Consider the following 24992-nt stretch of genomic DNA (forward strand, 5'->3'; position numbering starts at 1 on the left):
AATGAGCGAGGCACTCCGTTCCGGTGTCACCGATCGACCCTGGCTCGGTTCGTATCCGCCGGGGATGCCGAGCGAGAACCAGCCCGCCTTCACCGACATGCTGGCGCTCTTCGCTGCCACAGTCGAAGCGCACGGGAGCGACGATGCCATCCGGTACTTCGACGGCACACTGACATTCGACGAACTCCAGGCGCGGTCAGACGCGTTCGCCGTGCATCTACTGGCCCACGGCTTGTCGGCTGGTGATCGGGTTGCACTGTACCTGCAGAACAACCCCTCGTTTGTTATCGCGCTGCTTGGGGCATGGAAAGCTGGTGGTGCTGCTGTCGTCGTGAATCCCATGTACCGACAACGCGAGGTCGGTTATCTGCTGGCGGACTCGGGTGCCACGGTGCTGGTGTGCCTCGACGAACTGTACGACGTCGTCACCGATATCGTCCGCGGCGGCGAGACCCGGCTACGGCACGTTGTCGTCAGCTCTCCGCGCGACGACCAGAGGCGCGACGACGAGCGGATTCTTCCGGCCGATGCGCCGCTCGACAACATCGTGCGCTTTCGAGACGCTACCGACGCTTCCGATCGGAAGCCGCCGCTTGCGCACCCCGAACCGGATGACGTGGCGGTGCTGATGTACACCTCCGGTACAACCGGGAAACCCAAGGGTGCCATGATCACTCATCGGGGATTGGCGTTCTCGAGTCAAACCTACCGCGACTGGATCGGGATCGGTCCCGAGGACCGGATCCTCGGTGTAGCACCGCTTTTTCACATCACCGGACTGGTCGGCCATGTAGGTGCCGGTCTGCTGACCGGTGCCGCATTGATCCTCAACCACCGGTTCGATCCCACCGTGTTGCTGGAGTTGATTCGTGAACACCGTCCGACCTTCACCGTCGGATCGATCACCGTCTTCAACAACTTGGCGAGTCGCTCCGACATCTCACCGCACGACTTCTCCTCGTTCCGGGCGGTCTTTTCCGGTGGGGCACCGATCGCCCCCGCGCTACGCGACACGATTCGCGACCGCACAGGCATCTCGCTGCACAACTTCTACGGAATGACCGAGACCACGAGTCCGGCGATCGGAGTTCCGCTGGGAGATGCGGGACGGGTCGACCCGCTGTCGGGTGCTCTGTCCATCGGTATCCCGGTTTTCAACACCACGGCCCGCATCATCGACGAGAACCGTCGGGAACTCCCACCCGGGGAGATCGGCGAGATCGCGATTTCCGGACCCCAGGTCGTTCCGGCATACTGGGAGCGCCCCGAGGAGTCGGCCGAGAAGATCGCTTCCGGAGAAATCGCGACCGGCGACGTCGGATTCATGGACGAAGACGGCTGGTTCTACCTCGTCGACCGCAAGAGCGACATGATCATCGCCGCCGGCTACAAGGTGTGGCCACGTGAAGTCGAGGACGTGCTCTACACCCATCCCGCCGTACGCGAGGCCGCGGTGGTCGGTGTGCCCGACGAATACCGCGGTGAGACGGTCAAGGCCTTCATTTCGCTGAAACCTGGATCCACCTGTACAGCGGAAGAGATCATCGAGTTCTGCAAATCGCAGATGGCGGCCTACAAGTACCCCCGTCTGGTCGAGTTCAGCAACGACCTACCCAAAGCGGTGACGGGAAAAATACTGAGACGAGAGCTCCGCGCGCCCAGCAAGTGAGCGTCCGAACTTCCAGGAGATACCGTGAAACTTATCAACCTCCGTGGCCGTGCCAGCGTACTCGTCGACTCCGGGGCAATCGACGTCCACGCTGCAACCGGCGGTGCGTTCGGGCCGGAGACTGCGTCATGCCTTGCAGACTGGGATCGCTTCGTGAAGGCCGTAACGGAGTCCGAATCGACCACCGAGCCCGAGCCCTTCGACGAACGCGACCTCGGTGCACCCGTGCCGGAGCCGAGGCAGATTTTCGCTATCGGCCTCAACTATGCCGATCATGCCCGCGAGACGGGATTGTCGTCTCCGGAGTATCCGGTCGTATTCACCAAGTTCGTTACCTCCCTCGCCGGTCCGGTGACAACGGTCACCTTGCCTTCGGCCAGTGTCGACTACGAGGCGGAACTCGTCGTGGTGATGGGGCAGACCGCGCACAACGTCGATGCAACGGACGCATGGGACTACGTCGCGGGACTGATGGTTGGACAGGATCTGAGTGAGCGTGAGGTCCAGACTCGCGGCGGCGCGAGTGCCCAATGGTCGCTCGGGAAGTCGTTGCCCGGGTTCTCGCCCGTCGGTCCTGCACTGGTGACGATGGACGAGATCGAGGATCGCGATGATCTGGCTATCGGTTGCCGGGTCGGTGACGAGATCTTGCAGAGTAGTCGGACCGGGGAGTTGATTTTCACCGTTCCGGAACTCGTGTCGTACCTGTCGAGAATCCTGCCCCTGCTCCCAGGTGATCTCATCTTTACCGGTACACCGGCCGGGGTCGGAATCGGAAGGGACCCGAAGCGTTATCTCCGGGCGGGTGAGACGTTGACCACCGAGATCGCCGGTCTGGGGCGCCTCGAGACCACCTTCCGGGCGCAGCCGAAGTGACAGGTGCCTACCGGCGAGCCGTTCCGCTACGAGAAGTGCGTCTGCGTACATCGGTCGCGACAGGTGGACGAGCCCCGCACGGGAGACGGCCCGCCGACACCACGTAGTGCCCGCGCTCGCCTTCCGTGTGCTGGGCATCTGCCCGGGCGGTTTGACGAGGTGATCCGAGTAGTGGTCAGCGACCCGCGCACCCGGTGGTTCGGTCACACGACCCTGAACCTACGGAAGTACTGAAAGGAACAGTGACCGTGCATTCACGAGCAGCCGACACGGTGCCGGATCCGGTTCCGGGGAGTGAGTGGCCCCTTCGCGTCCGCGCGGCAGCAACCATGGGAACCGTAGTGGCCCTGCATGTCCTGGCCCTGGGGCTGCTGGGCCTGGGCGCCGTCGAGGGCACTGCGCCCCTTGCGGCCGGGCTGGTGACCACCGCCTACCTGACCGGGGTCCGACACAGCTACGACTGGGACCACATCGCCACCATCGACAATTCCACTCGACGGTTCGTGGCACAGGGCAAGCAACCCACCAGCGTCGGCCTGGCCTTCAGCCTGGGTCACAGCAGCGTGGTCATGGTGGCGGGCACCCTCGTCGTGGCAGGAGCAGGCTTCGTCTCTTCCCTCCTCCAGGACGGCACTGCGGCCCACACCACCCTGGGACTAGTCGGTGGAACGATGTCGGGGCTGTTTCTGCTGGTCATGGGCGGCTACAACACGGCAGCATGCCACCGCTCGTGGTCGCTGCGACGACGGGTGCAGCAGGGGCAATCACTCTCCCCTGGGGACCTGGAGACTCGAGGGCTGGTCTCCCGGGTGTTGGCCAAGCCCCTGTCCCGGGTGAGAAGTCCCCGCCACATCTACACTCTCGGTTTCTTGTTCGGGTTGGGCTTCGACACCGCCAGCACGATCTCCTTGCTCATCCTCACCGCCTCGGCCTCGATGGTCGGAGTCAGCGGGTGGACGCTGCTGTCGTTGCCGTTCTTCTTCGCTGCGGGCATGTGCCTGTGCGACACCCTCAACGGCCTCGCGGTCCTGAAGATGTACCGCTCGGCCTGGCAGGATCCGACCCGCAAACTCGGCTTCAACACCGTGATCACCGGCATCTCGGCATTCTCGGCACTGTTCATCTCGGTGATCACGATCGGCGGTGTACTCCACCATGGGCTCGATCTGCACAATCCTCTCACCAGTTGGCTGGCGACCATCGACCTGGGCCATGCCGGCCTGCTGCTGATCGGAATCATCTTCGTGGCGTGGGGACTAGCCGCCCTGGCATGGAAGCCCGGTCACCCTCTCTCGCAAAAGACTTCCTGATCGGTGCCGATCCGGTGCCGGCTGTGGGTACGACTATCCCGCGCACCGCTCGCCGGGGATCGACAACAACGACCGGGCTGGGCCGGATACCCGAGGGAAAATCGAACGCACCTCGGTGTCGCCGACCGGCTATCCTCGGCTGAGGATCCGCTACGGCGAGCGCTTCGCGAGCTTTTCTGCCAACTCGCCGCGGCTGACACGCTGGAAGAAGCTCGCCACATGAAAAATGCTCCTCGCTACTGAACCGGTAGCGATCGGTTCGATGACGAGGTTGCGATTGAGCTCAGCCGAATTGAGCGTGGGGATTCCGTCTTTAAGGAAAAGTGTTGGGCATTCCAGTTGCTCCGGCACGCCCATAGGAGCGCACGTGTACTGAAGTAGGGGCGTTACAGCTCGAAGACTGAAGCACCGAGCGCCTCGGTCATTTTAAGTGCGAGAAGAAGCTCGAAACTTCGGTCTCGGACACTGTGACCCAGCGCTGCTTCCGCGTTGTGAATCCGATAGGTGACGGTGTTCTTCGACACAAGCAGTGCCCTAGCAGCTTGCGACACGCTGCCTCTCGCTTCGAGGTAGGCCAACAAGGTCGAACGGAGTACAGCTGCATCGTCGCTCATCACGCCCTCGAGCTCCCGAAAAATGAAACGGCGGGCCAACTCCAGATTGCCGACCGTCAGTGCGCCGATCTCGACTTCCGAATAATAGGCAACTTGCCGGTCGGTGAGAACCGCAATACTTTCGGCGCTGATGGCTTGCAAATGCGTAGCGCAGAATCCGTCCTGCCCCCTCTCCGGGGACCCCAGCGACACCCGAGTACCCGTCGGGGCGGGAATCGGGTCCGTAGGCATGTCGCCGGCGATGCTTGTCCATGCCCACGCGGTCGTCGGTCCGGGCTGCACCACCAGGGTGTTTCCACCATCGCCTACGGACTGCGCCAGCACCTTCGCCAGCCGGGCAAGATTGTGTGCCTGCGCAACTTGGTGGCTCTCCGCAGTCAAGACGAGGGCTAGATGCCGCTGGCGCAAATCGTAACCGAGTGCCGCCGAGGCTTCCGCTGAATCCATCTGAACGCCTTCGAGAACGGACTCCACCAACGACAGTCTCTTCGCATCCTGACTGCCGAGCCAAGCAACCTGCTCATTGTTGTACTCCTCGGTCATCGCGGAGGAGAAATGATCGATGTATTCGAACAGAACTCGGGACACACGCGCCATCTCGTCGGCACGCGCGACCTCATCACGAATATGCGGAGAACCTTCGACTGCATTAAGCAACCGATCGGAGACGATCGAATGGCCAATGCGGAATGCCCGCAACACACTGTCGAGTCGGATTCGGCGACGAGCCCAGACTCGCCCACCGATCAACGCGCCCTCGGGGGCGGTGAACGGATGGACGCCTACAGGCGAAACGATCGCCTCCAACATCTGCATGATTCCCGATTCTGTGCCGAGACGAAGTGTCTGGAATCCATCGTCGCTTCCGCTGAGCTCGGGCTCCTTCTGCGCGACAAGTCGTGCTGTCTCGTAAGCGAGTTCGACCACCCAGGAGGTGGGTCCCCGGCCCAGTGCCCGAATCCACCCTTCGACGACGGCAGGATCCGATGCGGGCTTCAAATCGGTGTCGGCCTGCGCCTCCAACCTGTACAGCCATTCACATCGTCCCGTGAGTGAGTACTCGGGTGCTGACGCACTGAGAGGGTTGTCCGCCGATTCGCCGGGTGTCTCGGATGGACCAGTGCCCCCGGCTCGCGAACCACCTCCTGCAGTCATGGAACCAAGTGTGGGACTCGCCACTTCTAAAGTAAAGTTTCCTCGGATTGGTAAGCTCCGCGGTCATTGCACCCGGATGTCCGTGGCGAGGGTGGCGGCCAGGTTCCTGCGGGGCGCCATGTACCCGCGCCCGGTCGTGGCCGAGTAGACAGGACCACCCCATCGAACCGCACGAATTTGACTGCAGCAGAGGGTGAGGATGTGTTCGAACTCCCGCCAGCGCCGTGGAGTCGGCACGCCGGGATCGACGTATCCTCTGACCGCATGCCTTCTGGAACGATGATCCAGGTGCTTGATGGCGTTGGTGGACTTCGAGGAGGAACGTGGCGATCACGGTACGCAGACTGGCAGAACATCCCGGGCTCGGCCTTGCACTCGTCGCCGGCATCGACGGGGCGGACAGGGTGATCGAGTGGGCGCATCCCATCGAACTCGCTGACCCGACACCTTGGCTATCCGGTGGCGAACTGGTCATGACGACCGGTCTGAAGATCGGGGGAAGTGCGGAATCGCAGTTCGACTACGTCTCAGCCTTGATTCAAGCAGGCACCGTCGCCCTCGCCTTCGACACCGGTACTACCTTCGACAGGGTTCCCGACGGAATCTGCGCGGCCGGTGATGCCCTGGGATTGCCGATCCTGGCTGTCCCTCCCTCGACACCCTTCATCGCAATCTCCCGTGCGGTCATTGACGAGTTGACAGCGGACCGGATCCGAGAGGTCCAGGAGGTCGTCAGTAAGCAGGAGAAACTGGCTCGGGAAACCTTGAGCGGCGGAATTCCTGCCGTTATTTCCGCGCTTGCCCGGGCAGTATTTTCGACGGTCGCCGTCATCGATACCGACGGCCGGGTCCTTGCCGAACACGGGACCGACTCCGCCCGGGTCGTGGACCTCGCCCGTTCGGCAACGGAGTCGGCTCGCGCGGCGGTGGGCCGCCGTCGGCAGACGAGTAAGGTCGTGGCCGACGGGGACGGCTACTGCATGTTGCAGAGCATCTCGGCCGCAGAGGACTTACGTGGTTTCTTGGCGGTGCGTTCGGTGGGGTCGCTGTCCTCGTCGGATCGTCTGTTGGTCTCCCACGCAGTCTCGCTGATCTCGATCGAGCTCGGCAAGCCGGCGAAGGTGGTCGATGCAGAGCACCGTTTGCGTGCCGCGGTAACGCGCGCGTTGCTGAGTCTGAGCGCGGATCTCGACGTCGGACTCCTGCGCTATTTCGGATTTGATTCGGACTCGTCCGTCGTGGCGGTCGTGTTCGCCGACATCGGTCCGCTCCTTACGGCCGAGCGGCAGGCGGCGAACGTGCTGGGGTCTGTCGGCGTACCGTACTTGATGGCATCGATGGAGACTGGGATCGTGGTGATTTTTCCCGCGGACCGGTCGGAGATCGCGGTACGACTGCACCACCAGCTCGGCGCACAGCTTCAGCGTGCCATCGGAGCCGGCCGTGGAGTATCCGCACCGATACTTCGCGCCGCACAGAGCGTGAAGCAGGCCGGCACCGCGGCGCGAGTCAGTCGTCTGCAGTCGAAGCAATTTGTCAATTTCGCTGAGCTGGAAACATTCTCGCTGCTCTTCGGCAGTCACAGCAGCGACGAACTCCGGGCACTGGAGCAGTCCATGTTGGGAGTGCTCGACGCCTACGACAGCGCACATCCCGGGAGCACCAGCACGTTGGTCGCGACACTCGAAGCATTTCTCGAACACAACGGTCAGACGGAGGTCGCGGCTGCCGCACTCGGCGTACACCGGCACACAATGCGGAACCGCCTCAAGAAGATAGTCGAGCTCACCGATCGAGACCTGGACTCCGCGCACATTCGTGCGGAACTGTGGATCGCGCTGAAAGCACGAGAACTGCTTCGGATGCTGGACTAAAGGAATCGCAATCGTCGGTCGGCGGCGTGGCGGGTTGCGTGTCTGTTGCGACGGCCCGATGGAATACGCCGCCTCTTTGCGCGTCCCACCCCCGCGAGCCGGGCGGGCTCAGTTTTCTCGAAAATGGGCGAACGTCCGGCATGCGAAGTTAGTGCCCCGGCGCAGCGCGTCGACAGAGATGCGCTCGTTGTTCAGAACACACTTGCCTTCGTCAACACCCACATGACTCGTGCGCGCTCGGTGTCCGATGGATTGCGCCAACGGTGCTGGTCTCGAGCTGAGAAGCTCAGTGCATCACCGACTTCCAGGTTAAAGATCTGGTCCTCGACGTGCACCTCCAGGAGACCCTCCAGCACCACGACAAACTCCCCGTCTACCGGCAATCGGTAGGGATCGGGATCGCTGCCGCCGCCGGGCTCGATGCAGGTCTCCAGGACCTGCATCCTGCCATCCGTCGGTGGTGTGAGTACGTAGTCGTGCACCTTGTGTCCGCCGAACTTGGCACTTCGCCTGTCCGTCCTGCGGCTGAGGAATGTGCGGGGCGGTTCGAACAGGGCGGTGATCTGGAGCGTGAGTGCATCGCAGATCTTCATCAGGGTTGCGACCGATGCGGATGTCTTGTCACGTTCGACCAACGAGATGAACCCCTTGGTCAGGCCGGTGAACTCCGCGACCTGGCTGATGGTCAGGCCGCGCTGTTCGCGTGCGCTCCGGAGACGTTGGCCGATCTGTAGCCCGCTACCGGTCCCGTCGTCTTGGGATTCGTCGCCGTCTGTGAGATTGACCTGCATCGACCCAGTATGCGCGACGGCCACCGACCACTGGCAGTTCCCCCTCGGGTCGGCGGATTCCGGCCCATCGCACGGAGCGGGGCCGTCTCCGGGGAGCCCAGTCCACTGGCGTGGGGCACCCCGGGCGTACGGCGCCATGATCCGCGACCCGATCTTGACAGGACCCCCCATTGAGCTAAGCTATATAAAACAAAAGTTTTACATAGATAAACATCGTTCGATCGGTAGCCATCCTGTTGGTTGCTCTGACATGCCGAATCGTCGGTAGGGCGGCCCCCTGCGCGACCGGTCGACTTCGAACGATCGCCGCAGCAGTTGTTCCGATTGCGGCTTCACGCGCGCCGAGGCGCCCACGACATCCAGCAGAACCAGACACGAAGGAGTTCACGATGACAGCGACCCAAGCTGCGCCGGCTGAGGACATTGTCCCGCTGCCACGAGTACGAGTTGGATCCGTGACAGGCCAAACCGATTTCAGCATCATGCCGCGCTTCTCGTCGCCATCGACCTTTGCGGGCCTTCCGCGACCGGATGAGGTCACCGACTACGAGGTCGCGGTTTTGGGCATCCCATTCGACTCCGGCGTCACCTACCGGCCGGGCGCCCGATTCGGGCCCGGCCACATCCGCAGCGCTTCCCGCCTGCTGAGGCCCTACAACGCGGACCTCGACGTGGCACCCTTCCACTACGCACAAACCGCCGATCTCGGGGACCTCGCCGTGACCCCGTTCAGCGTCGAGGAGGCCATCGCCACCATCGAGACGACCGCCCGGCGGTGCCTCGAGCGCACCCGCCGGACGCTGGTGCTCGGCGGCGACCACACCATCGCTCTACCCATGTTGCGCGCACTGGCAGCAAAACACGGGAAGATCAGCGTCCTGCACTTCGACGCCCACCTGGACACCTGGGACGGCTATTTCGGATCCGAATACCACCACGGATCCCCATTCCGTCGAGCGTCCGAAGAGGGTCTGCTCGATCCCGAGGGATGCGTCCATGTCGGCGTCCGCGGACCCCTCTACGGGATGTCCGACATCGAGAACGACAAGGCACTGGGATTCGTTGCTGCCCGTTGTGAGCAGATCGAACGGAACGGATTGCACGACGTCATCACGGCCATGCGAACTCGTCTCGGCGATCGTCCCGTCTATGTGTCCATCGACATCGACGTTCTCGATCCCGCCTTCGCGCCCGGTACGGGAACCCCCGAACCGGGAGGTCTGACAAGTCGAGAATTGCTCTCATTCCTAAGGTCATTGGCAGGATTGAACATCGTCGGAGCCGACGTCGTCGAAGTCAGCCCCTCATACGACCACGCCGACATCACCGGGTTCGCCGCCGCCCACATCGCCTACGAACTCCTCAGCCTCTGGGCAACCACCGACCCGAAGCACACATAAGACCCCCGCCGGGCCGGCCCTGAGCAAACTTTCCATGGCCGGCCCGGCCACTGCATCTGTGAGGCACTCCCACAACGGAGTCTGTTCTGCTCCAACTGCTTTCCGCAGGCACTGCGCCGTAACCACCCCACAGCGACCGCACTATACGTCTCGTACAAGGTCCGACCGGTTCATGTACGAAATGGAAGATGCGTACGAAAAGTGATGTGCCGCACAATTACAGGGAACTGCCACCCCTCAACTGTCCATGCACACGCATCGGCGAGGCAGTGAATGCGCGAACTCGATCGTCGCCCGGGCGGATAGAGCCACAGCGACGAAAGCACAGGAGCAGACATGGAATACGCCATAATCGCCCTCTATATCGGCGGAATGCTGGGCATCGGCTGGTGGGCGAAAACTCGCGTCCGGAACCAATCGGACTTCCTCGTCGCCGGCCGCAGGCTGGGACCAATTCTCTACACCGGCACCATGGCCGCGATCTGCATCGGTGGGGCGTCCACGGTCGGCGGTGTCGGGCTCGGCTATGAGTACGGAATCTCCGGCATGTGGCTGGTCTTCTTCATCGGAACCGGCTTGCTGCTGTTGAGCCTGGTGTTCGCCGGCCGCATCAACAGGCTCGGTATCTACACCGTCAGTGAGATGATGGAGTTGAGGTTCGGCAGCAAAGCTGCAAGCTTCCTCTCCGCGCTCGTCATGCTCGGATACACGTTCATGATCGCTGTCACCTCCACCATCGCCTACGGTGCGGTTTTCAGTGTGCTGTTCGATATCGATCGCACGCTGGCAACAATCCTCGGTGGAGGAATCGTCATCCTCTACTCCTCCATCGGCGGTATGTGGTCGATCTCGCTGACAGATTTCGTGCAGTTCCTGATCAAGACAGTCGGCATCTTCGGGGTGCTGCTCCCGGCCGTGCTCATCAAGGCCGGAGGATGGGAGGGCATGCGGGCGGCCCTTCCCGAATCCTCCTTCTCGTTCGGGACGATCGGTGGCGGAACAATCACCTCGTACTTCGTCATCTACTTCTTCGGTCTGGTCATCGGACAGGACATCTGGCAACGCGTGTTCACCGCTCGCAGTGAGTCGGTCGCCAAATGGTCGGGCGCGGCCGCGGGCACGTACTGCCTGCTGTACTCGGTGGCCGGCGCACTGATCGGGATGGGCGCACGGGTGATCATGCCCGACATCGCGGACCGCGACCAGGTGTTCACCGAGATCGTCAACAACACCCTGCCCGTGGCACTCGCCGCCATTGTTGTTGCGGGGGCACTCTCGGCAATCATGTCGACCTCGAGTGGAGGCTTGATCGCCGCCGCCACCGTCGCGCGCAAGGACATCGCCGGTCCGATCCTGGCAGCGATCGGCAAGCAAACCAATGACGAGAACGACTCCCGCGCCATCCGGCACGATCGTATCTACATCATCGTCACAGGAGTACTGGTACTCGCTACCGCGTCGGTCCTCAACGACATCGTCGCCGCATTGACGATCGCGTACGACATTCTCGTTGGAGGACTCCTTGTCCCCATTCTCGGCGCGCTCGTGTGGAAACGTGCCACCGGAACGGGTGCGCTCGCGGCAACGATTGCCGGTACCGTCTCGACACTGGCTGTCATGGCCTATGTCGGAGACATCTACGCCAATGAGCCGATCTTCGTGGGAATCGCTGTCAGCGCTGCCGTCTTCGTCATTGCAAGCCTCGTCACGCGACCTACCGACGCTGCTTTGTTGCACCAGTGGAACCAACGCATCGAGAACACCCGCACGCCGTCCGACGCGGCCAGCTCGACCGCACAGACCAACGTGACTACGGCACAAGAACCGGTCACAATTCACGATTGACCGTTCCGGCCCCGACGGCACCGCTGGCGCCGGAATCGACACACCATCCCAGGACAACCCGTGACCCGGACGGCTCCCCGCGGCTTCTCTACCTCGCAGCCACACCCCGGTGACACCTGGTGAATCGATTGGCCGACGTGATTGACGCTTTCGCACATACCTCCGCCCCTGTAGGAAGGACAGAACGATGACTGCCCAGTTCGAGGCAACGACGGCCGTCGAATCCGTCGATGAGACCGAGCACTCACTGCGTGTGCAACTCGCTGCGGTATACCGCCTGCTCGCACATTTCAAGATGACCGATCTGATCTTCACCCACGTCTCGGTACGGCTTCCCGGCGAGGGCCACCATTTCCTGATCAACCCGTACGGTCTGCTGTTCCACGAGATCACGGCTTCGAGTCTGGTGAAGATCGACCTCGCGGGCGAAGCGGTCGCCGAGTCTCCGCATCCCGTCAATCCCGCCGGGTTCGTCATCCACAGCGCAATTCATGCCGCACGGGCAGACGCTCAGTGTGTCCTGCACACCCATACCCAGGCAGGCTGCGCGGTGGCAGCTCAGAGATCAGGGCTTCTGCCCCTAAACCAGATCTCGATGGAATTCCACAACCGAATCGGATACCACGACTACGAAGGTGTCGCACTCAACAAGGATGAGCAAGCGCGCCTGGTCGCCGACCTCGGGTCGAACTCAGCCATGATCCTCCGAAACCACGGACTTCTCACAGTCGGCACGACACCCGCGGAGGCATTCCTACGGATGTTCTACCTGGAGAAGGCATGTCAGATCCAAATTGCCGCGCAACAGGGCGGTTCCCTTCAGCTCCCCACCCACGAGGTGGCAGAACACACCGCACGTCAGCTCAACGGCGAAGCGCACACCGACGACTTCACCGACGAGATCGGACTGGACCTGGCTTGGGCGGCGCTGCTCCGGCTACTCGACACCGTCGACCCGTCGTTCAAGAACTGACCTAGGCGATCTCAGAACCATGAATCAGGACTGCACTTCTCCAGCATCTGAACGAACCGCCACAATCGACCATCCTGTCGCAGTCCTGGTGGATCCGGACGGTGACCCTGCCATTGTCCAACACACGCTTCGAACCATGGGCGTCGATGTTGATGTCATTGCCGCCGAGACCATCCCCCGCGGCAGCGATGTCGTCGCCGTGTTCGTCGGCCCGGCGGCCGAGTTCGGCGCGTCGCATCTCGCGGACCTGCCGAACCTCACGCTGGTCGCCGCCACCTCGACCGGGTACAACCACATCGACGTAACTGCCATTGCCGCTGCCGGAATCTGGGCAACCCACGTGGCCGACTACTGCACCGAAGAAGTTGCCGATCACACCATCGCCCACATACTCGGCCTTCTGCGGCAGATCACGCAATACGACCGGGGCGTTCATGAAGGCCGCTGGCGCGAACAACCGTCGACACCCGCACGAATTGCGGGTACCCGCGTCGGTTTGGTCGGGTACGGCAGGATCGCTCGGGCAGTAGCCGAGCGTGCGCTGGCGCTGAGGATGCAGGTATCGGTCTACAGTGCAAGCGTGGTGTCGCAGCCGGGTGAGATCCAGTTCTGCGAATCCCTCGACGCACTTCTCCGGACAGTCGATGTGGTGAGTCTGCACTCACCTGCATCATCCGAGAACACCCACATGCTCGATGCATCCGCAATCGCGCAGATGCGGCCGGGCGCTCTTGTGGTCAACACCGCGCGTCCGACGCTGATCGACCACCGCGCTCTCGTACAAGCACTCAACTCGGGACATCTGGGGGGTGCGGCGTTAGATGTTCTCCCTCAGGAACCGCCGGAACCACACGATCCCCTTCTAGCGGTGCCGAATATGGTGATCACGCCCCATGCAGCTTGGCTCTCTTCCGAATCGGTGCAACGACCGTTCCAGGTGATCGCGGAGCAGCTGGCGACCGTCCTTGCAGGGTTCGAGCCGTTCGGAGTCATCAAGGCGGGGTGAGCGGTAGGAGCCGTCCGCAAGTTGTCCTGCTGGTGGACCAATGGCGTTTCACCAGCGGGTCTGTAGTTGCTCGGTCTCAACGTAAGGCCTTGCAACACCTCACGGGTGTGTCAGTCGATCCGAACCGACATTCACAGTTGACTGACATTATGTGGCGTGCCGCCACTCCTCCGATCGGCGGCACGCCACACCCAACCTGACCACCTACCACGCAGGTCAAGAACGTCCTGAACCTGCGATCGCCTGTGGTGTGGTGGGCTTTGCGGTCGAATCCTGGTGCCTACTTTGCCACGGTTGATCGTGGCGATGGTTTCAGTACGCCACCAGAGTCCAGCAGTGCTTTGCCCCCTCGGGGAAGGGGCGGCGCTCGCCGGACTGCACTGGTCGTGCATGTCGGCCAGTGACCGCACCCAAGGACCGACGTTGACAGACTCCTCGTACGCAGTGGTCGAGCTGATCTGCTGGGCACAGCCGGCGAGCAGATCGGCCTGAACAGTCTTCGCAGTGAAATCGACCGCGCGGTACCACCCACATCCTGTTTCAGTCGTGGTCGCCGCGTCCAGGGAGCGTGAGTAAATAGCATTGACTGCAACATAATTCGATGATTCACCGCTCTGCGGCGGCGAAGGGGTATCGGATTAACCGGGAGCGGGCTTCCCGAACCGGATCCACGGCGCGGTCGAACTCAATGGCTTCTGGAGGGTGTGCACCGGGTGCGATTCTATGCAGCCGGAGTGTGCCGGGCGACGTGGTCGGCTCCGCGGTGGATCAGCAGGTGCTGCGCGGTGAGCACCCGATGATCGCTGAGCAACTGGGTGGGGCGCCTGCGCATGAAAGTGTGCGTGTCGAGTCGTGCGGCGTGCCGATCAGGTGTAGTCGTAGAAGCCGCAACCCGACTTTCGTCCCGGCTGGCCGGCATCGATCATTCGGCGCAAGTTGGCGGACGGGAGATGATCAGCCTTTCCGAATTCTTGGGTAGAGGGTCGCCGAGATGGAGGCAACGGTATCGAGACAGATCAGGTCGGCCAGTACGAGAGGACCGACCGGATGCCCGCATCCCAGCCGCATTGCGTCGTCGATGGCGGCAGGTGCGACGTCTATCTCGACCGTCCTGATTGCCTCGAGGAGGTAGGGAATTTGATGATCGGGATGGAGGAGGTGTTCGTAGCAAACAACCACGTCGCGTTTGAAGTCGATCTTGTCGAGTGTTCGAAACAGCTCAGTCTTGACATCCTCCACCTCTGCCACTGCCTCGAGGATCAGATCGCAGTCGCGGAGCTCATCCAAGTCGGTGGTTCAACGGAGCGCGGCAACCGCGTCTCGGAGATGTTCGCTTTGTCGAGAGACCGTCCGAGGCCCACGAGTACTCGATCTCGTCCTCGGTCGAGTGCTGCAGCGCTCATGTTCGCACACTGTCACCGCCGCACCTTTTGTTGCGACGACCTGCGCGATTTCGGCGTCCATGATTCCATTGCCGAGGACGGCAACGTGTTCAAACACGCTGGTTGTGATGGTCGCGTCGGGATCGTCGATGTCGGTCACCGGTGCGGAGAGCTTTCTGTGTAGGGATGGGCGTGGACTCACGCTGAGCGCGCAGTGGTCAGTTGGGCGATGAGGGCGGCGACGAAGACTGCGGTGGACGCTTTCCCGCCGAGGTCGGGGGTGCGAATCCCCGCCGCGACGGTGGCTTCGACCGAAGTGTCGATCGCGTCGGCAGCAGCGTGGAGAGTCGAGAGTTCGTCTCGCGCTCCCAACCATCGCAACAGCATTGCGGTCGAGAGGATCATCGCGGTGGGATTCGCGATTCCTGTTCCAGCAATGTCTGGGGCGGCACCGTGAGCCGCCTGGGCCATTGCTTTGGAGTCCGAGGTGTTCAGGGATGGCGCGTTTCCGATCGATCCCGCCAGTTCTCCGGTCAGGTCGGAGAGGATATCTCCGAACATGTTCTCAGCGAGGACGACATCGAACGTCTCACCCCGGCGGACCATGAGTGCTGCGAGAGCGTCGATATGTTGATCCTCGATTTCGACATCCGGGTATTGCGCGCCGACCTCGTGGCACACGTCACGGAAGAGTCCGGTGGTAAGTGCGAGCACGTTGGCCTTGTGCGCGATAGTCACACGCTTGCGGCGGCTCTGCGCGAGGCGAAAGGCGACGTGCGCGATTCTCTCGCAGGCCTGTCGGGTCACCACCGCGACCGCCATCGCGACATCAGGGGTGGGCATGAACTCTCCGGAACCGAGGTGCATGTTCCTGTCCGCGTAGAACCCTTCGGTGTTCTCGCGAACCACGACGAGGTCAATGCCCGCCGCCCGTGCCTCGACCGTCGGGAGTGTGCGCGCAGGTCGGATATTGGCAAACAGATCGAAGCGTTTTCGAATCGCACCGCCGGGTGGCAGCTGAGTGCGCCACCGGTTCGGGTAGGACGCACTGTCGTGCGGTCCGAGAACCCACGCGTCCAGTCGATCGAGACCGTCGAGGGTCTGTGTGGGTAGGGGATTGCCGTGCCGCCTGATCGCCTCGTGGCCGATCGGCAACGCCTCCCAGATGATCGCCGGATGCGATCGCGAGGCCAGAGCTGCATCGACGGTTTGGACAGCCGCAGACACCACCTCAGGTCCGATGCCGTCCCCGTGGAGGACGCCGATGCGGATCGGCGTGGGCTTATCCATGGGCGTAGCTCCCATCCCCCGATGTTCGGGTGTTGCGTACCAGCAGTGCCAGTTCGGCACTGGCGGTGCAGGCGCGGGAGACGTCGACGACGCCATCACGTCGGAGTTCGGAGGTCATGCGGGTGAAGCGACTGATTGCGGCCGCGGACCGTTCCTGCCATACCTGCACAGGATCCTCGGCTGGGTGGCAGTCGAGATCGATGATCGCGCCGACGAGAGCGTGGTGCCGCTCAGAAAGGTCGTCACGTACCGTCGCGGCCGCCATCGAGTCCCACCAGTTCGTCATGATGTGGTTCTCGAGATGCCCGCACAACCAGGTCATCCCGAGTGCCGCATCGGTGCGGCTGTGGATATCGGCGGCCATCTCCACCGAGCATCCACGGTTCTGTGCAGTTTCGATCAGGTCGAAGGCCTCACCGAGGTGGCGCAAATGGTTGTCAGTGTCGTCGATCGTCAACAATGTTGGGCGTTCGCCTAGCAGAGCAGCGACACCGAGTCGATAGCGCTCGATCTCCGCAAGAATGTTCAAAGGCGCAGTCCGCCGACGCAGGATCCACGACGCGGTGTGCTCAATGAAGTGCTGCACGGCGTGCAGCAACGCCCATCCCTCGCTGATCCCCGCGTTGGCGCGACGACGTGCGTCCTCCCAGAGTTCGTCGATGTTGAAAACGCCACGTACCACGGCATATGCGGCCGCAACGGCTGGAGTCTTCACCCCGAGCCGCTCCTCGAGCTGGTAGATCAGTCCCGGACCGACATGATTGATCAGATCATCGGCGACCTTGGTGGCGATGATTTCGCGTTTGAGGTGATGCTCCGTCGTTTCTGCCGGCAGCTGAACGCGGACCGACTCGGGGAAGTACGTCGATAACACGCCGGCGAAGGCGTCGTCTTCAGGAATGCGCGATTCGAGGAGCTCATCTCGGACGATGTTCTTCGACTGCGCCAGCAGAACAGCGATCTCCGGCCGGGTGAGCCCGAGACCAGCCTGAGTCCTCGATACGAGTTCCTTTTCCGTCGGGAGGAATTCGGATGCGCGCTTGATCCCACTGTGGTGTTCGAGGTTGCCAATTAGTCGCTCGTGACGGTTCAACAGCATGGGTGCTTGCGATGCAGCCAGGCTGATGGCCAGGACTTGACTCTCGCTGTTCCGGAGAACCGACTCGGCAACGTCGGCAGTGGCCTCGGCGAGCATCATGTTGCGCTGCGAGTGGCCGATATGGCCGCGGCGTTCGGCCACGTCGAGTGCGATCTTGAGGTTGACCTCCAAGTCCGAGGTAGCCACCCCCGCCGCGTTGTCGATGAAATCCGCGTTGATGCGGCCTCCCGCGATCGCGTACTCGATTCTCGCACGCTGGGTCAGCCCCAGGTTGCCGCCCTCTCCGATCACCGAGCACCGCAACTGACTTGCGTCCACCCGAACCGCATCGTTGACCGGATCTGCCGCATCTGCGTGACCTTCTGCGCTGGCCTTGACGTACGTGCCGATGCCGCCATTCCACAGCAGATCCACACGCGCGGTGAGGATCGCCTTGATCAGGTCGTCCGGTGATATCAGCCTTCGATCGATACCCAAAGCGGACTGCGCCTGAGAAGACAGCGAGATTCTCTTGGCCGACCGCGACCAAATCCCGGCGCCATCGGACAAGACGGTGCGATCGTAAGAGTCCCAGCTCGATCCTGTCACCTCGAACAGGCGGCGTCGCTCGGCGTACGACAGGTCCGGGTCGGGATCCGGGTCGATGAAGATGTGCCGGTGATCGAACGCCGCGACGAGTTTGATCGAACGGGACAGCAGCATCCCGTTTCCGAACACGTCGCCGGACATGTCACCGATCCCCACCACGGTGAAGGGGTCGGTGTCGATGTTCAGGCCGAGTTCCTCGAAGTGCCGGCGCACCGATACCCAGGCACCGCGAGCGGTGATCCCCATTGCCTTGTGGTCGTATCCGCTCGAGCCACCTGATGCGAACGCATCGCCGAGCCAGTAGCCAACCTCGACAGCGATCGAGTTCGCGAGGTCCGAAAACGAGGCAGTGCCCTTGTCGGCGGCAACCACAAGGTAAGTGTCTGGCCTGTCGTAGGTAATGGTCCTGGCCGGCGGGACGGAGACATCACCGATGAGGTTGTCCGTCACGTCGAGCAAACCTCGAATAAAGATTGTGTATGCTTCTGCCACAGTGATATCCGTGCTCTTGCGCACGAAGGCGCCTTTCGCGCCGACGGGCACGATCGGCGAGTTCTTCACCGTCTGTGTCTTCATGAGACTGAGCACCTCGGTGCGGTAATCCTCGGGTCGATCGGAGAACCTCAGCCCGCCTCGTGCAACCGCACCGCTGCGAACGTGAATTCCCTCCACCGCGTCGGCGTAGACATAGATCTCTCGATAAGGAACGACGGGCCCGGTCTGAACCAGTTTGCTCGAATCGAGCTTGAACGCGGCGTAGGGCTTGGTCTTCCCCTGGTCATCGAGTTGGTACCAGTTGGTTCGCACGCATGCAGTGACGAAGGACTCCAGTGACCGTAATATTCGGTCCTCGTCCACAGTGGAGGTGGCATCGAGGCGTTCTTTCACTACCATAAAGGCACCATCGACATCGCGGCCCGGTAGATCCGGGTCGAACCGGACCTCGAAGTAGCGTACGAGTGCATCCGCGAATGTGGTATTCCGCAACAGAGTCTCGATGACATAGCTCTCCGAACGCCCCAACCCCGCTTGCCGGACGAACCGGCACACCGCGCGCACGAGTACAACTTCACGCCAGGACAATCCGGCCGCGCCGATCAGTTTCGCGTAGTCGTCGATCTCGAATCCGTGCAGTGCGTGTGCTTCGAACGCCTCGGACACCAGCCCCAACGATTCACTACGCCAGACCCGTGGAGTTTGGAACGTGAATTTGTGGAGCGCGGCGCTGGCCGGAATTTGCGCCGGCAACGGCAGGTCTTCTCGATCGGCAACCCGCAGCCCGAAATGTTCGAAGATGTTGGTCACGTCCGCAAGAAGTGGGCGACCTGACGGCCATAGCATGACCGCTTCCACCAGTTCTGCGGATCCATCGCTCAAAAAGATCATTCGGGGAATCACGTCGCCCACGCGATGGGTGAGGAGCAGACGCGCAATCGCCTCGTCGACACCCGAGGCCAACGGTGTGACCATGTGATCCATTGGTGCCACCTTGGTGCTCATCACTAGTTCCTTCCAACGATTCGATGCCGCAGTAAGTGTGCGCGATCACAGCCGCAAACTAATCGTCCGGATCGGCGATGATAAGCGCTTGATATGTACAACTCGGCCATATCGGTTTGGGTGATGTGGCTCATACAGTCTTCGGTAAACCGACTGGAGGACACGACATGACTGCTGTGCACACACCCGTCGGCGGACCGCAGCTCGAGCAGGTACGCCGCATCGTCACCGAGGTACCCGGACCCCGCTCCCGGGAACTCGCTGCCCGCCGATCCGCCGCACTTCCGGCGGGGTTGACCAGTGGCGCGGGGATCTACACCGCGGCCGCCGGTGGAGGAGTCCTCGTCGACGTCGACGGCAACTCGTTCATCGACTTCGGCAGCGGTATCGCCGTGACCACCGTCGGCAATGCTGCCCCGCGGGTGGTCGAGCGGGCGTCTCGGCAGCTGGCGAAGTACACGCACACCTGTTTCCTCGCCACCCCGTACGAGCCGTACATCGCGGTGGCCGAGGTGCTCAACCGGCTCACCCCCGGCGATCACGAGAAGCGGACCGCGCTGTTCAACACCGGCAGCGAGGCGGTGGAGAACGCCGTCAAGTACGCGCGGGCCGCCACCGGCCGGCCGGCGGTGGTCGCCTTCGATCACGCCTTCCACGGACGCACGCTGATGACGATGACGATGACGGCGAAGAACCAGCCGTACAAGAGCACCTTCGGTCCCTTCGCCCCCGAGGTGTACCGCGCCCCGATGGCGTACCCGTACCGGTGGCCGAGCGGCGCCGAGAACGCGGCCGACGAGGCGTTCGCCCAGTTCGAGATGTTGGTGGATTCGCAGATCGGCGCGGACGCGGTGGCCTGCGTCGTGGTCGAACCGATCCAGGGTGAGGGCGGGTTCATCGTCCCGGCCGAGGGGTTTTTGCGGCGGATCGCCGACTTCTGCCGGGACCGGGGCATCGTGTTCGTCGCCGACGAGGTGCAGGCCGGCATCGCCCGCACCGGCAGCTGGTTCGCCTCCGAGCACGAGGGCGTCGTGCCGGATCTGATCGTGACCGCGAAGGGGCTGGCCGGCGGGATGCCGCTCGCCGCGGTCACCGGTCGCGCCGACATCATGGACACCGCGCACGCCGGCGGGATCGGCGGCACCTACAGCGGCAACCCCGCCGCCTGCGAAGCGGCGCTCGGCGTGTTCGAGACCATTGAGGACGACGGCCTGCTCGAGCGGGCACAGACCATCGGCGACATCATGTTCCGCGAACTGCGCGACATCGCCGCCACCACCGACATCATCGGAGACATCCGCGGCCGCGGCGCCATGGTGGCGATCGAACTCGTCCACCCCGGCACCAAGACCCCCAACCGCGAGGCTGTCGCCGAACTGAACCGCTACTGCCTCGCCCACGGTGTCCTGACCCTGACCGCGGGCACCTTCGGCAACGTCCTGCGCTTCCTGCCCCCGCTGTCGATCTCGGACGAACTCCTGGTGGAAGGCTTCTCGGTCCTCCGCGAAGCATTCGCCGCGCTGTAACAGCCCCACACGCGAAGAAGGACCGCCCTCATGACCACCTTGACTGCGCCCCGGAAGACCGGCCCGCTGCGTCCCCTCGAGCTGTTCGGCACCGACCACCTCCTCGACGAGGACGAACGCGACATCGCCGCCACCGTGCGCAAGTTCGTCGACACCCGTCTCAAGCCGAATGTCGAAGACTGGTACGAATCCGCCACGCTGCCGAAGGAGCTGGCCAAGGAGTTCGGGCAACTCGGTGTGCTGGGCATGCACCTGGACGGATACGGCTGCGCCGGAACCAATGCCGTCAGCTACGGTCTCGCCTGCCTCGAACTCGAAGCCGGGGACAGCGGCTTCCGCAGCTTCGTCTCGGTGCAGGGCTCGCTGTCGATGTTTTCGATCTACCGCTACGGCTCAGAGGAACAGAAGCAGGAGTGGCTACCGCGCCTGGCCGCCGGTGAGGCGATCGGGTGCTTCGGTCTGACCGAGCCCGACTTCGGCTCCAACCCCGCCGGCATGCGCACCCGGGCCCGCCGCGAGGGCGGCGACTGGGTGCTCAACGGCACCAAGATGTGGATCACCAACGGCGGCCTCGCCGACGTCGCCACGATCTGGGCGCAGACCGATGAGGGGGTGCGCGGATTTCTGGTGCCGACCGACACGAAGGGGTTCACCGCCAACACCATTCACAAGAAGCTGTCGCTGCGCGCCTCGGTGACCTCCGAACTCGTGCTTGACAACGTGCGCCTTCCCGAGTCCGCGCAGCTGCCCGAGGCCCGCGGCCTGAGGGCACCGCTGTCGTGCCTGAACGAGGCTCGCTTCGGAATCGCCTTCGGGGCCCTCGGTGCGGCCCGGGACAGCCTCGAAGCCGCGATCGACTACGCCGGATCCCGCGAGGTGTTCGACAAGCCGCTCTCGGGCTTCCAGCTCACCCAGGAGAAGTTCGCCAACATGACCCTCGAGCTCGGCAAGGGCCTGTTGCTGGCACTGCACCTGGGCCGGATGAAGGACAGCGGCGGGGTGCTGCCGGAGCAGATCAGCCTCGGCAAGCTCAACAACGTCCGCGAGTCCCTCGCCATCGCCCGCGAGTGCCGCACGGTGCTCGGCGGCAGCGGCATCACCCTCGAATACCCGCCGCTGCGGCACGCCAACAACCTCGAGTCTGTCCTCACCTACGAGGGCACCAGCGAGATGCACATGCTCTCAATCGGCAAGGCCCTCACCGGGCAAGCAGCCTTCCGCTGACCAGCCCGCCCACTCTCGTCAAGACAACCCCCCGTACCCAGAGGTGAACCCGACATGACCACACCCGCGCACCTGCGCCATCTCGTCGACGGACAATGGCTCGCCGGCGCCGGCGACATCCTCGTCAGCACCAGTCCGGCCGAGCCGGACGTCGTCGTCGCCCAGGGGCGACTGGCCGACACTGCGGCACTCGACGGCGCCGTTACGGCAGCGCAACGAGTCAAGCGAGAGTGGGCGCGCACCCCGGCGCACGAGCGGGGCGCGATCCTCGTCCGGGCCGCGGGAATCGTGGAGAACGCCGCCCAGGAGTGGGGCACCGAACTCGCCCGCGAAGAGGGCAAGACGAAACCTGAAGGCATCGGCGAGGTACTGCGCGCGGCCCAGATCCTTCGTTACTACGGCAACGACGCCGACCGTGACGCCGGCGAGGTGTTCTCCTCGCCGCGACGAGGTGAACGCATCCTGGTCACCCGCAAACCCATCGGCGTGGTCGGTGTGATCACCCCCTTCAACTTTCCGATCGCCATCCCGGCGTGGAAGATCGCCCCGGCCCTGACCTACGGCAACACCGTGGTCTGGAAACCGGCCAGCACCGTGCCGCTGCTGGCGCTGCGCCTGGCCCAGGCGCTCACCGACGCGGGCCTGCCCAGTGGTGTGCTGAACCTGGTGATCGGTGACCGGACCGTCGGCAACGGTCTCGTCGAACATCCCGGCATCGACGCGATCACGTTCACCGGCTCCACCGGGGTCGGCCGCAGGATCGCCGCGGCCGGCGCCGCCCGCGGGGTCCCGGTGCAGGCGGAGATGGGCGGCAAGAACGCCGCCGTCGTCCTCGGCGACGCCGACCTCGAGCTGGCCGCCGAGCAGGTGATGTTCGGCGCCTTCCGCTCGACCGGGCAGAAGTGCACCGCGACCTCCCGGCTGATCGTCACCGACGACATCGCCGAGGACTTCCTCGCCGAACTCGGCAAACGCGCCGACGCGATGAACGTCGGAAATCCCGTTCAGGACGGCACCGAGATGGGACCGGTGGTCGACGCCGCCGCCCGCACCTCGATCCGGGCCGGGATCGAGCGTGCCCTCGAGCAGGGGGCGCGCCCCGTCGCCGGTAGCCACGACTACTCTGAGGGAGCTTTGGCAACAGGGTATTTCGTCCCGCCGACGATCCTCGAACTACCCTCGCAGGCCCCCGATGTCTGGCGTGAGGAACTGTTCGGCCCCGTCCTGGCGGTCCGGCGAGCACGCACCGTCGAGGACGCCTTCGGCCTGGCGAACGACAGCGAATTCGGGCTCTCCGCCGCCATCTTCACTCAGGACCTCACCCGCACACTGGACGCCATCGACGACATCGATGTCGGCATCCTGCACATCAACTCCGAATCCGCCGGCGCGGACCCGCACGTCCCATTCGGCGGCGCGAAGAAGAGCGGATACGGTCCGAAGGAGCAGGGCCGCTCGGCCCGGGAATTCTTCACCCACACCACCACCGTGTACCTGAGGGGAGGACAAGCCCGGATCTGACCCCGGCCACGCTCGGCGGAAGCGGGTGTACACCGCCTCGGCTCCAACGCACGTCCGGCCGGATGTCCCGCGAATCCGCGCTGTGGAACGGCGTCGTTGTGGGAGCACATCACGCTCCCATCGCCGACCACAACGACCGACACGTGCCGTGGCCGCCACACAGGTGAGGCAGGCGTCCGGGGCGCCCTGGAACGTCGACGAAAGGACCCCGAAATGGAGAAGGCTCAGTTCACCCGCATCGACGAGAGCACTCGACAGGATTGGCAAGTCATCGCCCAATACGATGACGAACACCAATGTGAACTCCCGGCCCGGGTATTGGAAATGCTGACGAGGATGGGCGGTGACAATCAGCCGTATCAGGTTAGTCGTCTCGAGCACTGCCTCCAGGCCGCGTCACGGGCCGAACGCGATGGAGCCGACGAGGAAATGATCGTCGCCGCACTCGTGCACGACATCGGCGATGAGCTGGCGCTCTATGACCACGCCGAATTCGCCGCATCTATCCTCAAACCGTACGTCTCGCGAAAGACACATTGGATCATCCAGCAGCACGACATCTTTCAAGGCAAGTACTACTGGGACCACCTCGACCTCAACCCAGACGAACGAGAACGGTTCCGAGACCACCCCTGGTTCGACGACTGCGAAAGGTTCTGCCGAGACTGGGACTGTCCATCCTTCGATCCCGACTACCCAACGCTGCCACTCGAACATTTCGAACCTATGGTCAAGAGAGTCTTCGGCCGAACCCCCTTCGCCGCAACCAACGACCATCTCTGACCCCGCCGGCGGCCGCCGTCCGAAGGAGCAGTCCCTCTCTCGGATCGAAGATCTTCACACACCCACCATCGCGAACTGCACAGCGGGCAGGTCCGGACATGACTCCGGCGAACTCGACGTGTCGTCTGTGCCCACGCCACCCATGATCGACGAAACGCGGATATACACGACCTAGGCTCCAACCGGCAGGGTGAACCACCAGAGCACTCCGACCGGACATCTTGGGATCCGCGAATCCGCGCTCGTCTGACCGACATTCGACACGACACCAAGGACATTCCCATGACTGCACGCACCAGGTCCGTCATCGTCGCCGGGGCCCGGACCCCCGTCGGCCGGCTGACGGGTTCGCTCGCCACCCTCTCCGGATCCGATCTCGGCGGCATCGCCATCAGGGGCGCCCTCGACAAGGCCGGGGTGGCACCGGAACTGGTGGAGTACGTGATCATGGGGCAGGTCCTCACTGCCGGTGCCGGTCAGATCCCGGCCCGGCAGGCCGCGGTCGCCGCGGGCATCCCGATGTCGGTGCCCGCCGTGACCGTCAACAAGGTGTGCCTGTCCGGTCT

General features: G+C 63.3%; 19 protein-coding genes and 2 pseudogenes. 13 read left to right on the forward strand and 8 right to left on the reverse strand.

The window, feature by feature from the left end; translation table 11 throughout:
* Position 1 precedes the first annotated feature (1 nt).
* The 3 genes from ACFU5V_RS39975 (at position 2) to ACFU5V_RS39985 (ending at position 3855) form a co-directional block, all read left to right on the forward strand.
* Positions 2-1669, forward strand: coding sequence for a class I adenylate-forming enzyme family protein (locus ACFU5V_RS39975; RefSeq protein WP_378706548.1), 1668 nt, complete (start codon positions 2-4; stop codon positions 1667-1669).
* 153 nt (positions 1670-1822) lie between these two features.
* Entirely contained in the window at positions 1823-2545 is a 723-nt protein-coding gene (locus tag ACFU5V_RS39980) for a fumarylacetoacetate hydrolase family protein (protein ID WP_378706550.1), read from the forward strand.
* Between the two features lie 329 nt (positions 2546-2874).
* Entirely contained in the window at positions 2875-3855 is a 981-nt protein-coding gene (locus tag ACFU5V_RS39985) for a HoxN/HupN/NixA family nickel/cobalt transporter (RefSeq protein ID WP_378706552.1), read from the forward strand.
* A gap of 150 nt (positions 3856-4005) precedes the next feature.
* Here ACFU5V_RS39985 and ACFU5V_RS39990 read toward each other — a convergent pair whose 3' ends face one another.
* Positions 4006-4206, reverse strand: coding sequence for a hypothetical protein (locus tag ACFU5V_RS39990; RefSeq protein ID WP_378706554.1), 201 nt, complete (start codon positions 4204-4206; stop codon positions 4006-4008).
* A 35-nt stretch (positions 4207-4241) separates the two neighbouring features.
* The gene (locus ACFU5V_RS39995; protein WP_378706556.1) at positions 4242-5492 is read right to left on the reverse strand and encodes a PucR family transcriptional regulator; all 1251 of its coding nucleotides are present in this window, start codon (positions 5490-5492) and stop codon (positions 4242-4244) included.
* Between the two features lie 455 nt (positions 5493-5947).
* Between ACFU5V_RS39995 and ACFU5V_RS40000 the strand changes: the two genes are divergently transcribed.
* Positions 5948-7498: a PucR family transcriptional regulator gene (locus ACFU5V_RS40000; protein ID WP_378706558.1), complete on the forward strand. Its 1551-nt coding sequence runs from the start codon at positions 5948-5950 to the stop codon at positions 7496-7498.
* A 191-nt stretch (positions 7499-7689) separates the two neighbouring features.
* Here ACFU5V_RS40000 and ACFU5V_RS40005 read toward each other — a convergent pair whose 3' ends face one another.
* Positions 7690-8289, reverse strand: a complete 600-nt coding sequence (locus tag ACFU5V_RS40005) for a helix-turn-helix domain-containing protein (protein ID WP_378706560.1) — start codon at positions 8287-8289, stop codon at positions 7690-7692.
* A gap of 482 nt (positions 8290-8771) precedes the next feature.
* Between ACFU5V_RS40005 and speB the strand changes: the two genes are divergently transcribed.
* The 4 genes from speB (at position 8772) to ACFU5V_RS40025 (ending at position 13513) form a co-directional block, all read left to right on the forward strand.
* Entirely contained in the window at positions 8772-9689 is a 918-nt protein-coding gene (gene speB, locus ACFU5V_RS40010; protein WP_378706580.1) for an agmatinase, read from the forward strand.
* 336 nt (positions 9690-10025) lie between these two features.
* Complete coding sequence (locus ACFU5V_RS40015; protein WP_378706562.1) at positions 10026-11534, forward strand: sodium:solute symporter; 1509 nt, start codon at positions 10026-10028, stop codon at positions 11532-11534.
* 187 nt (positions 11535-11721) lie between these two features.
* Complete coding sequence (locus ACFU5V_RS40020; RefSeq protein WP_378706564.1) at positions 11722-12507, forward strand: class II aldolase/adducin family protein; 786 nt, start codon at positions 11722-11724, stop codon at positions 12505-12507.
* Between the two features lie 136 nt (positions 12508-12643).
* The gene (locus tag ACFU5V_RS40025) at positions 12644-13513 is read left to right on the forward strand and encodes an NAD(P)-dependent oxidoreductase (protein ID WP_378706566.1); all 870 of its coding nucleotides are present in this window, start codon (positions 12644-12646) and stop codon (positions 13511-13513) included.
* Positions 13514-14379: 866 nt separating this feature from the next.
* Here the strand turns inward: ACFU5V_RS40025 and ACFU5V_RS40030 are convergent.
* From ACFU5V_RS40030 to ACFU5V_RS40050, 5 genes and pseudogenes are all read right to left on the reverse strand, one after another.
* Entirely contained in the window at positions 14380-14439 is a 60-nt protein-coding gene (locus ACFU5V_RS40030) for a hypothetical protein (protein WP_378706581.1), read from the reverse strand.
* Positions 14440-14467: 28 nt separating this feature from the next.
* Entirely contained in the window at positions 14468-14692 is a 225-nt protein-coding gene (locus ACFU5V_RS40035) for a 3-hydroxyacyl-CoA dehydrogenase family protein (protein WP_378706582.1), read from the reverse strand.
* Positions 14693-14719: 27 nt separating this feature from the next.
* A pseudogene (locus ACFU5V_RS40040) lies at positions 14720-15097 on the reverse strand (3-hydroxyacyl-CoA dehydrogenase NAD-binding domain-containing protein); the annotation flags it as partial.
* Complete coding sequence (locus tag ACFU5V_RS40045) at positions 15094-16185, reverse strand: isocitrate/isopropylmalate dehydrogenase family protein (RefSeq protein WP_378706568.1); 1092 nt, start codon at positions 16183-16185, stop codon at positions 15094-15096. The gene ACFU5V_RS40045 and the pseudogene ACFU5V_RS40040, both read right to left, overlap by 4 nt.
* Entirely contained in the window at positions 16178-19372 is a 3195-nt protein-coding gene (locus tag ACFU5V_RS40050) for an NAD-glutamate dehydrogenase domain-containing protein (protein ID WP_378706570.1), read from the reverse strand. Before ACFU5V_RS40050 ends, ACFU5V_RS40045 begins: the two co-directional genes overlap by 8 nt.
* Positions 19373-19539: 167 nt before the next feature.
* On the opposite strand from ACFU5V_RS40050, the gene gabT reads away from it, so the two are divergent.
* The 5 genes and pseudogenes from gabT to ACFU5V_RS40075 form a co-directional block, all read left to right on the forward strand.
* The gene (gabT, locus tag ACFU5V_RS40055; RefSeq protein ID WP_378706572.1) at positions 19540-20898 is read left to right on the forward strand and encodes a 4-aminobutyrate--2-oxoglutarate transaminase; all 1359 of its coding nucleotides are present in this window, start codon (positions 19540-19542) and stop codon (positions 20896-20898) included.
* A 30-nt stretch (positions 20899-20928) separates the two neighbouring features.
* The gene (locus ACFU5V_RS40060; protein ID WP_378706574.1) at positions 20929-22122 is read left to right on the forward strand and encodes an acyl-CoA dehydrogenase family protein; all 1194 of its coding nucleotides are present in this window, start codon (positions 20929-20931) and stop codon (positions 22120-22122) included.
* Between the two features lie 54 nt (positions 22123-22176).
* Positions 22177-23643: an aldehyde dehydrogenase family protein gene (locus ACFU5V_RS40065; RefSeq protein WP_378706576.1), complete on the forward strand. Its 1467-nt coding sequence runs from the start codon at positions 22177-22179 to the stop codon at positions 23641-23643.
* A gap of 213 nt (positions 23644-23856) precedes the next feature.
* Entirely contained in the window at positions 23857-24426 is a 570-nt protein-coding gene (locus ACFU5V_RS40070) for an HD domain-containing protein (RefSeq protein ID WP_378706578.1), read from the forward strand.
* Between the two features lie 282 nt (positions 24427-24708).
* Positions 24709-24992: pseudogene (locus ACFU5V_RS40075) on the forward strand (acetyl-CoA C-acyltransferase); the annotation flags it as partial.

Origin of the sequence: Rhodococcus sp. NPDC057529 (genome assembly GCF_042802055.1) — a bacterium.
Taxonomy (GTDB): Bacteria; Actinomycetota; Actinomycetes; order Mycobacteriales; family Mycobacteriaceae; genus Rhodococcus_F.

Excerpts from the sequence above, each read along its gene's own strand:
- ACFU5V_RS40070 (WP_378706578.1), top strand. The coding sequence starts at position 23,857 with ATGGAGAAGGCTCAGTTCACCCGCATCGACGAGAGCACTCGACAGGAT.
- gabT (WP_378706572.1), top strand. The coding sequence starts at position 19,540 with ATGACTGCTGTGCACACACCCGTCGGCGGACCGCAGCTCGAGCAGGTA.
- ACFU5V_RS40025 (WP_378706566.1), top strand. The coding sequence starts at position 12,644 with ATGGGCGTCGATGTTGATGTCATTGCCGCCGAGACCATCCCCCGCGGC.
- ACFU5V_RS40060 (WP_378706574.1), top strand. The coding sequence starts at position 20,929 with ATGACCACCTTGACTGCGCCCCGGAAGACCGGCCCGCTGCGTCCCCTC.
- ACFU5V_RS40005 (WP_378706560.1), bottom strand. The coding sequence starts at position 8,289 with ATGCAGGTCAATCTCACAGACGGCGACGAATCCCAAGACGACGGGACC.
- ACFU5V_RS40020 (WP_378706564.1), top strand. The coding sequence starts at position 11,722 with ATGACTGCCCAGTTCGAGGCAACGACGGCCGTCGAATCCGTCGATGAG.
- ACFU5V_RS39985 (WP_378706552.1), top strand. The coding sequence starts at position 2,875 with ATGGGAACCGTAGTGGCCCTGCATGTCCTGGCCCTGGGGCTGCTGGGC.
- ACFU5V_RS40065 (WP_378706576.1), top strand. The coding sequence starts at position 22,177 with ATGACCACACCCGCGCACCTGCGCCATCTCGTCGACGGACAATGGCTC.
- ACFU5V_RS40050 (WP_378706570.1), bottom strand. The coding sequence starts at position 19,372 with ATGAGCACCAAGGTGGCACCAATGGATCACATGGTCACACCGTTGGCC.
- ACFU5V_RS40045 (WP_378706568.1), bottom strand. The coding sequence starts at position 16,185 with ATGGATAAGCCCACGCCGATCCGCATCGGCGTCCTCCACGGGGACGGC.
- ACFU5V_RS39975 (WP_378706548.1), top strand. The coding sequence starts at position 2 with ATGAGCGAGGCACTCCGTTCCGGTGTCACCGATCGACCCTGGCTCGGT.
- speB (WP_378706580.1), top strand. The coding sequence starts at position 8,772 with ATGCCGCGCTTCTCGTCGCCATCGACCTTTGCGGGCCTTCCGCGACCG.
- ACFU5V_RS40015 (WP_378706562.1), top strand. The coding sequence starts at position 10,026 with ATGGAATACGCCATAATCGCCCTCTATATCGGCGGAATGCTGGGCATC.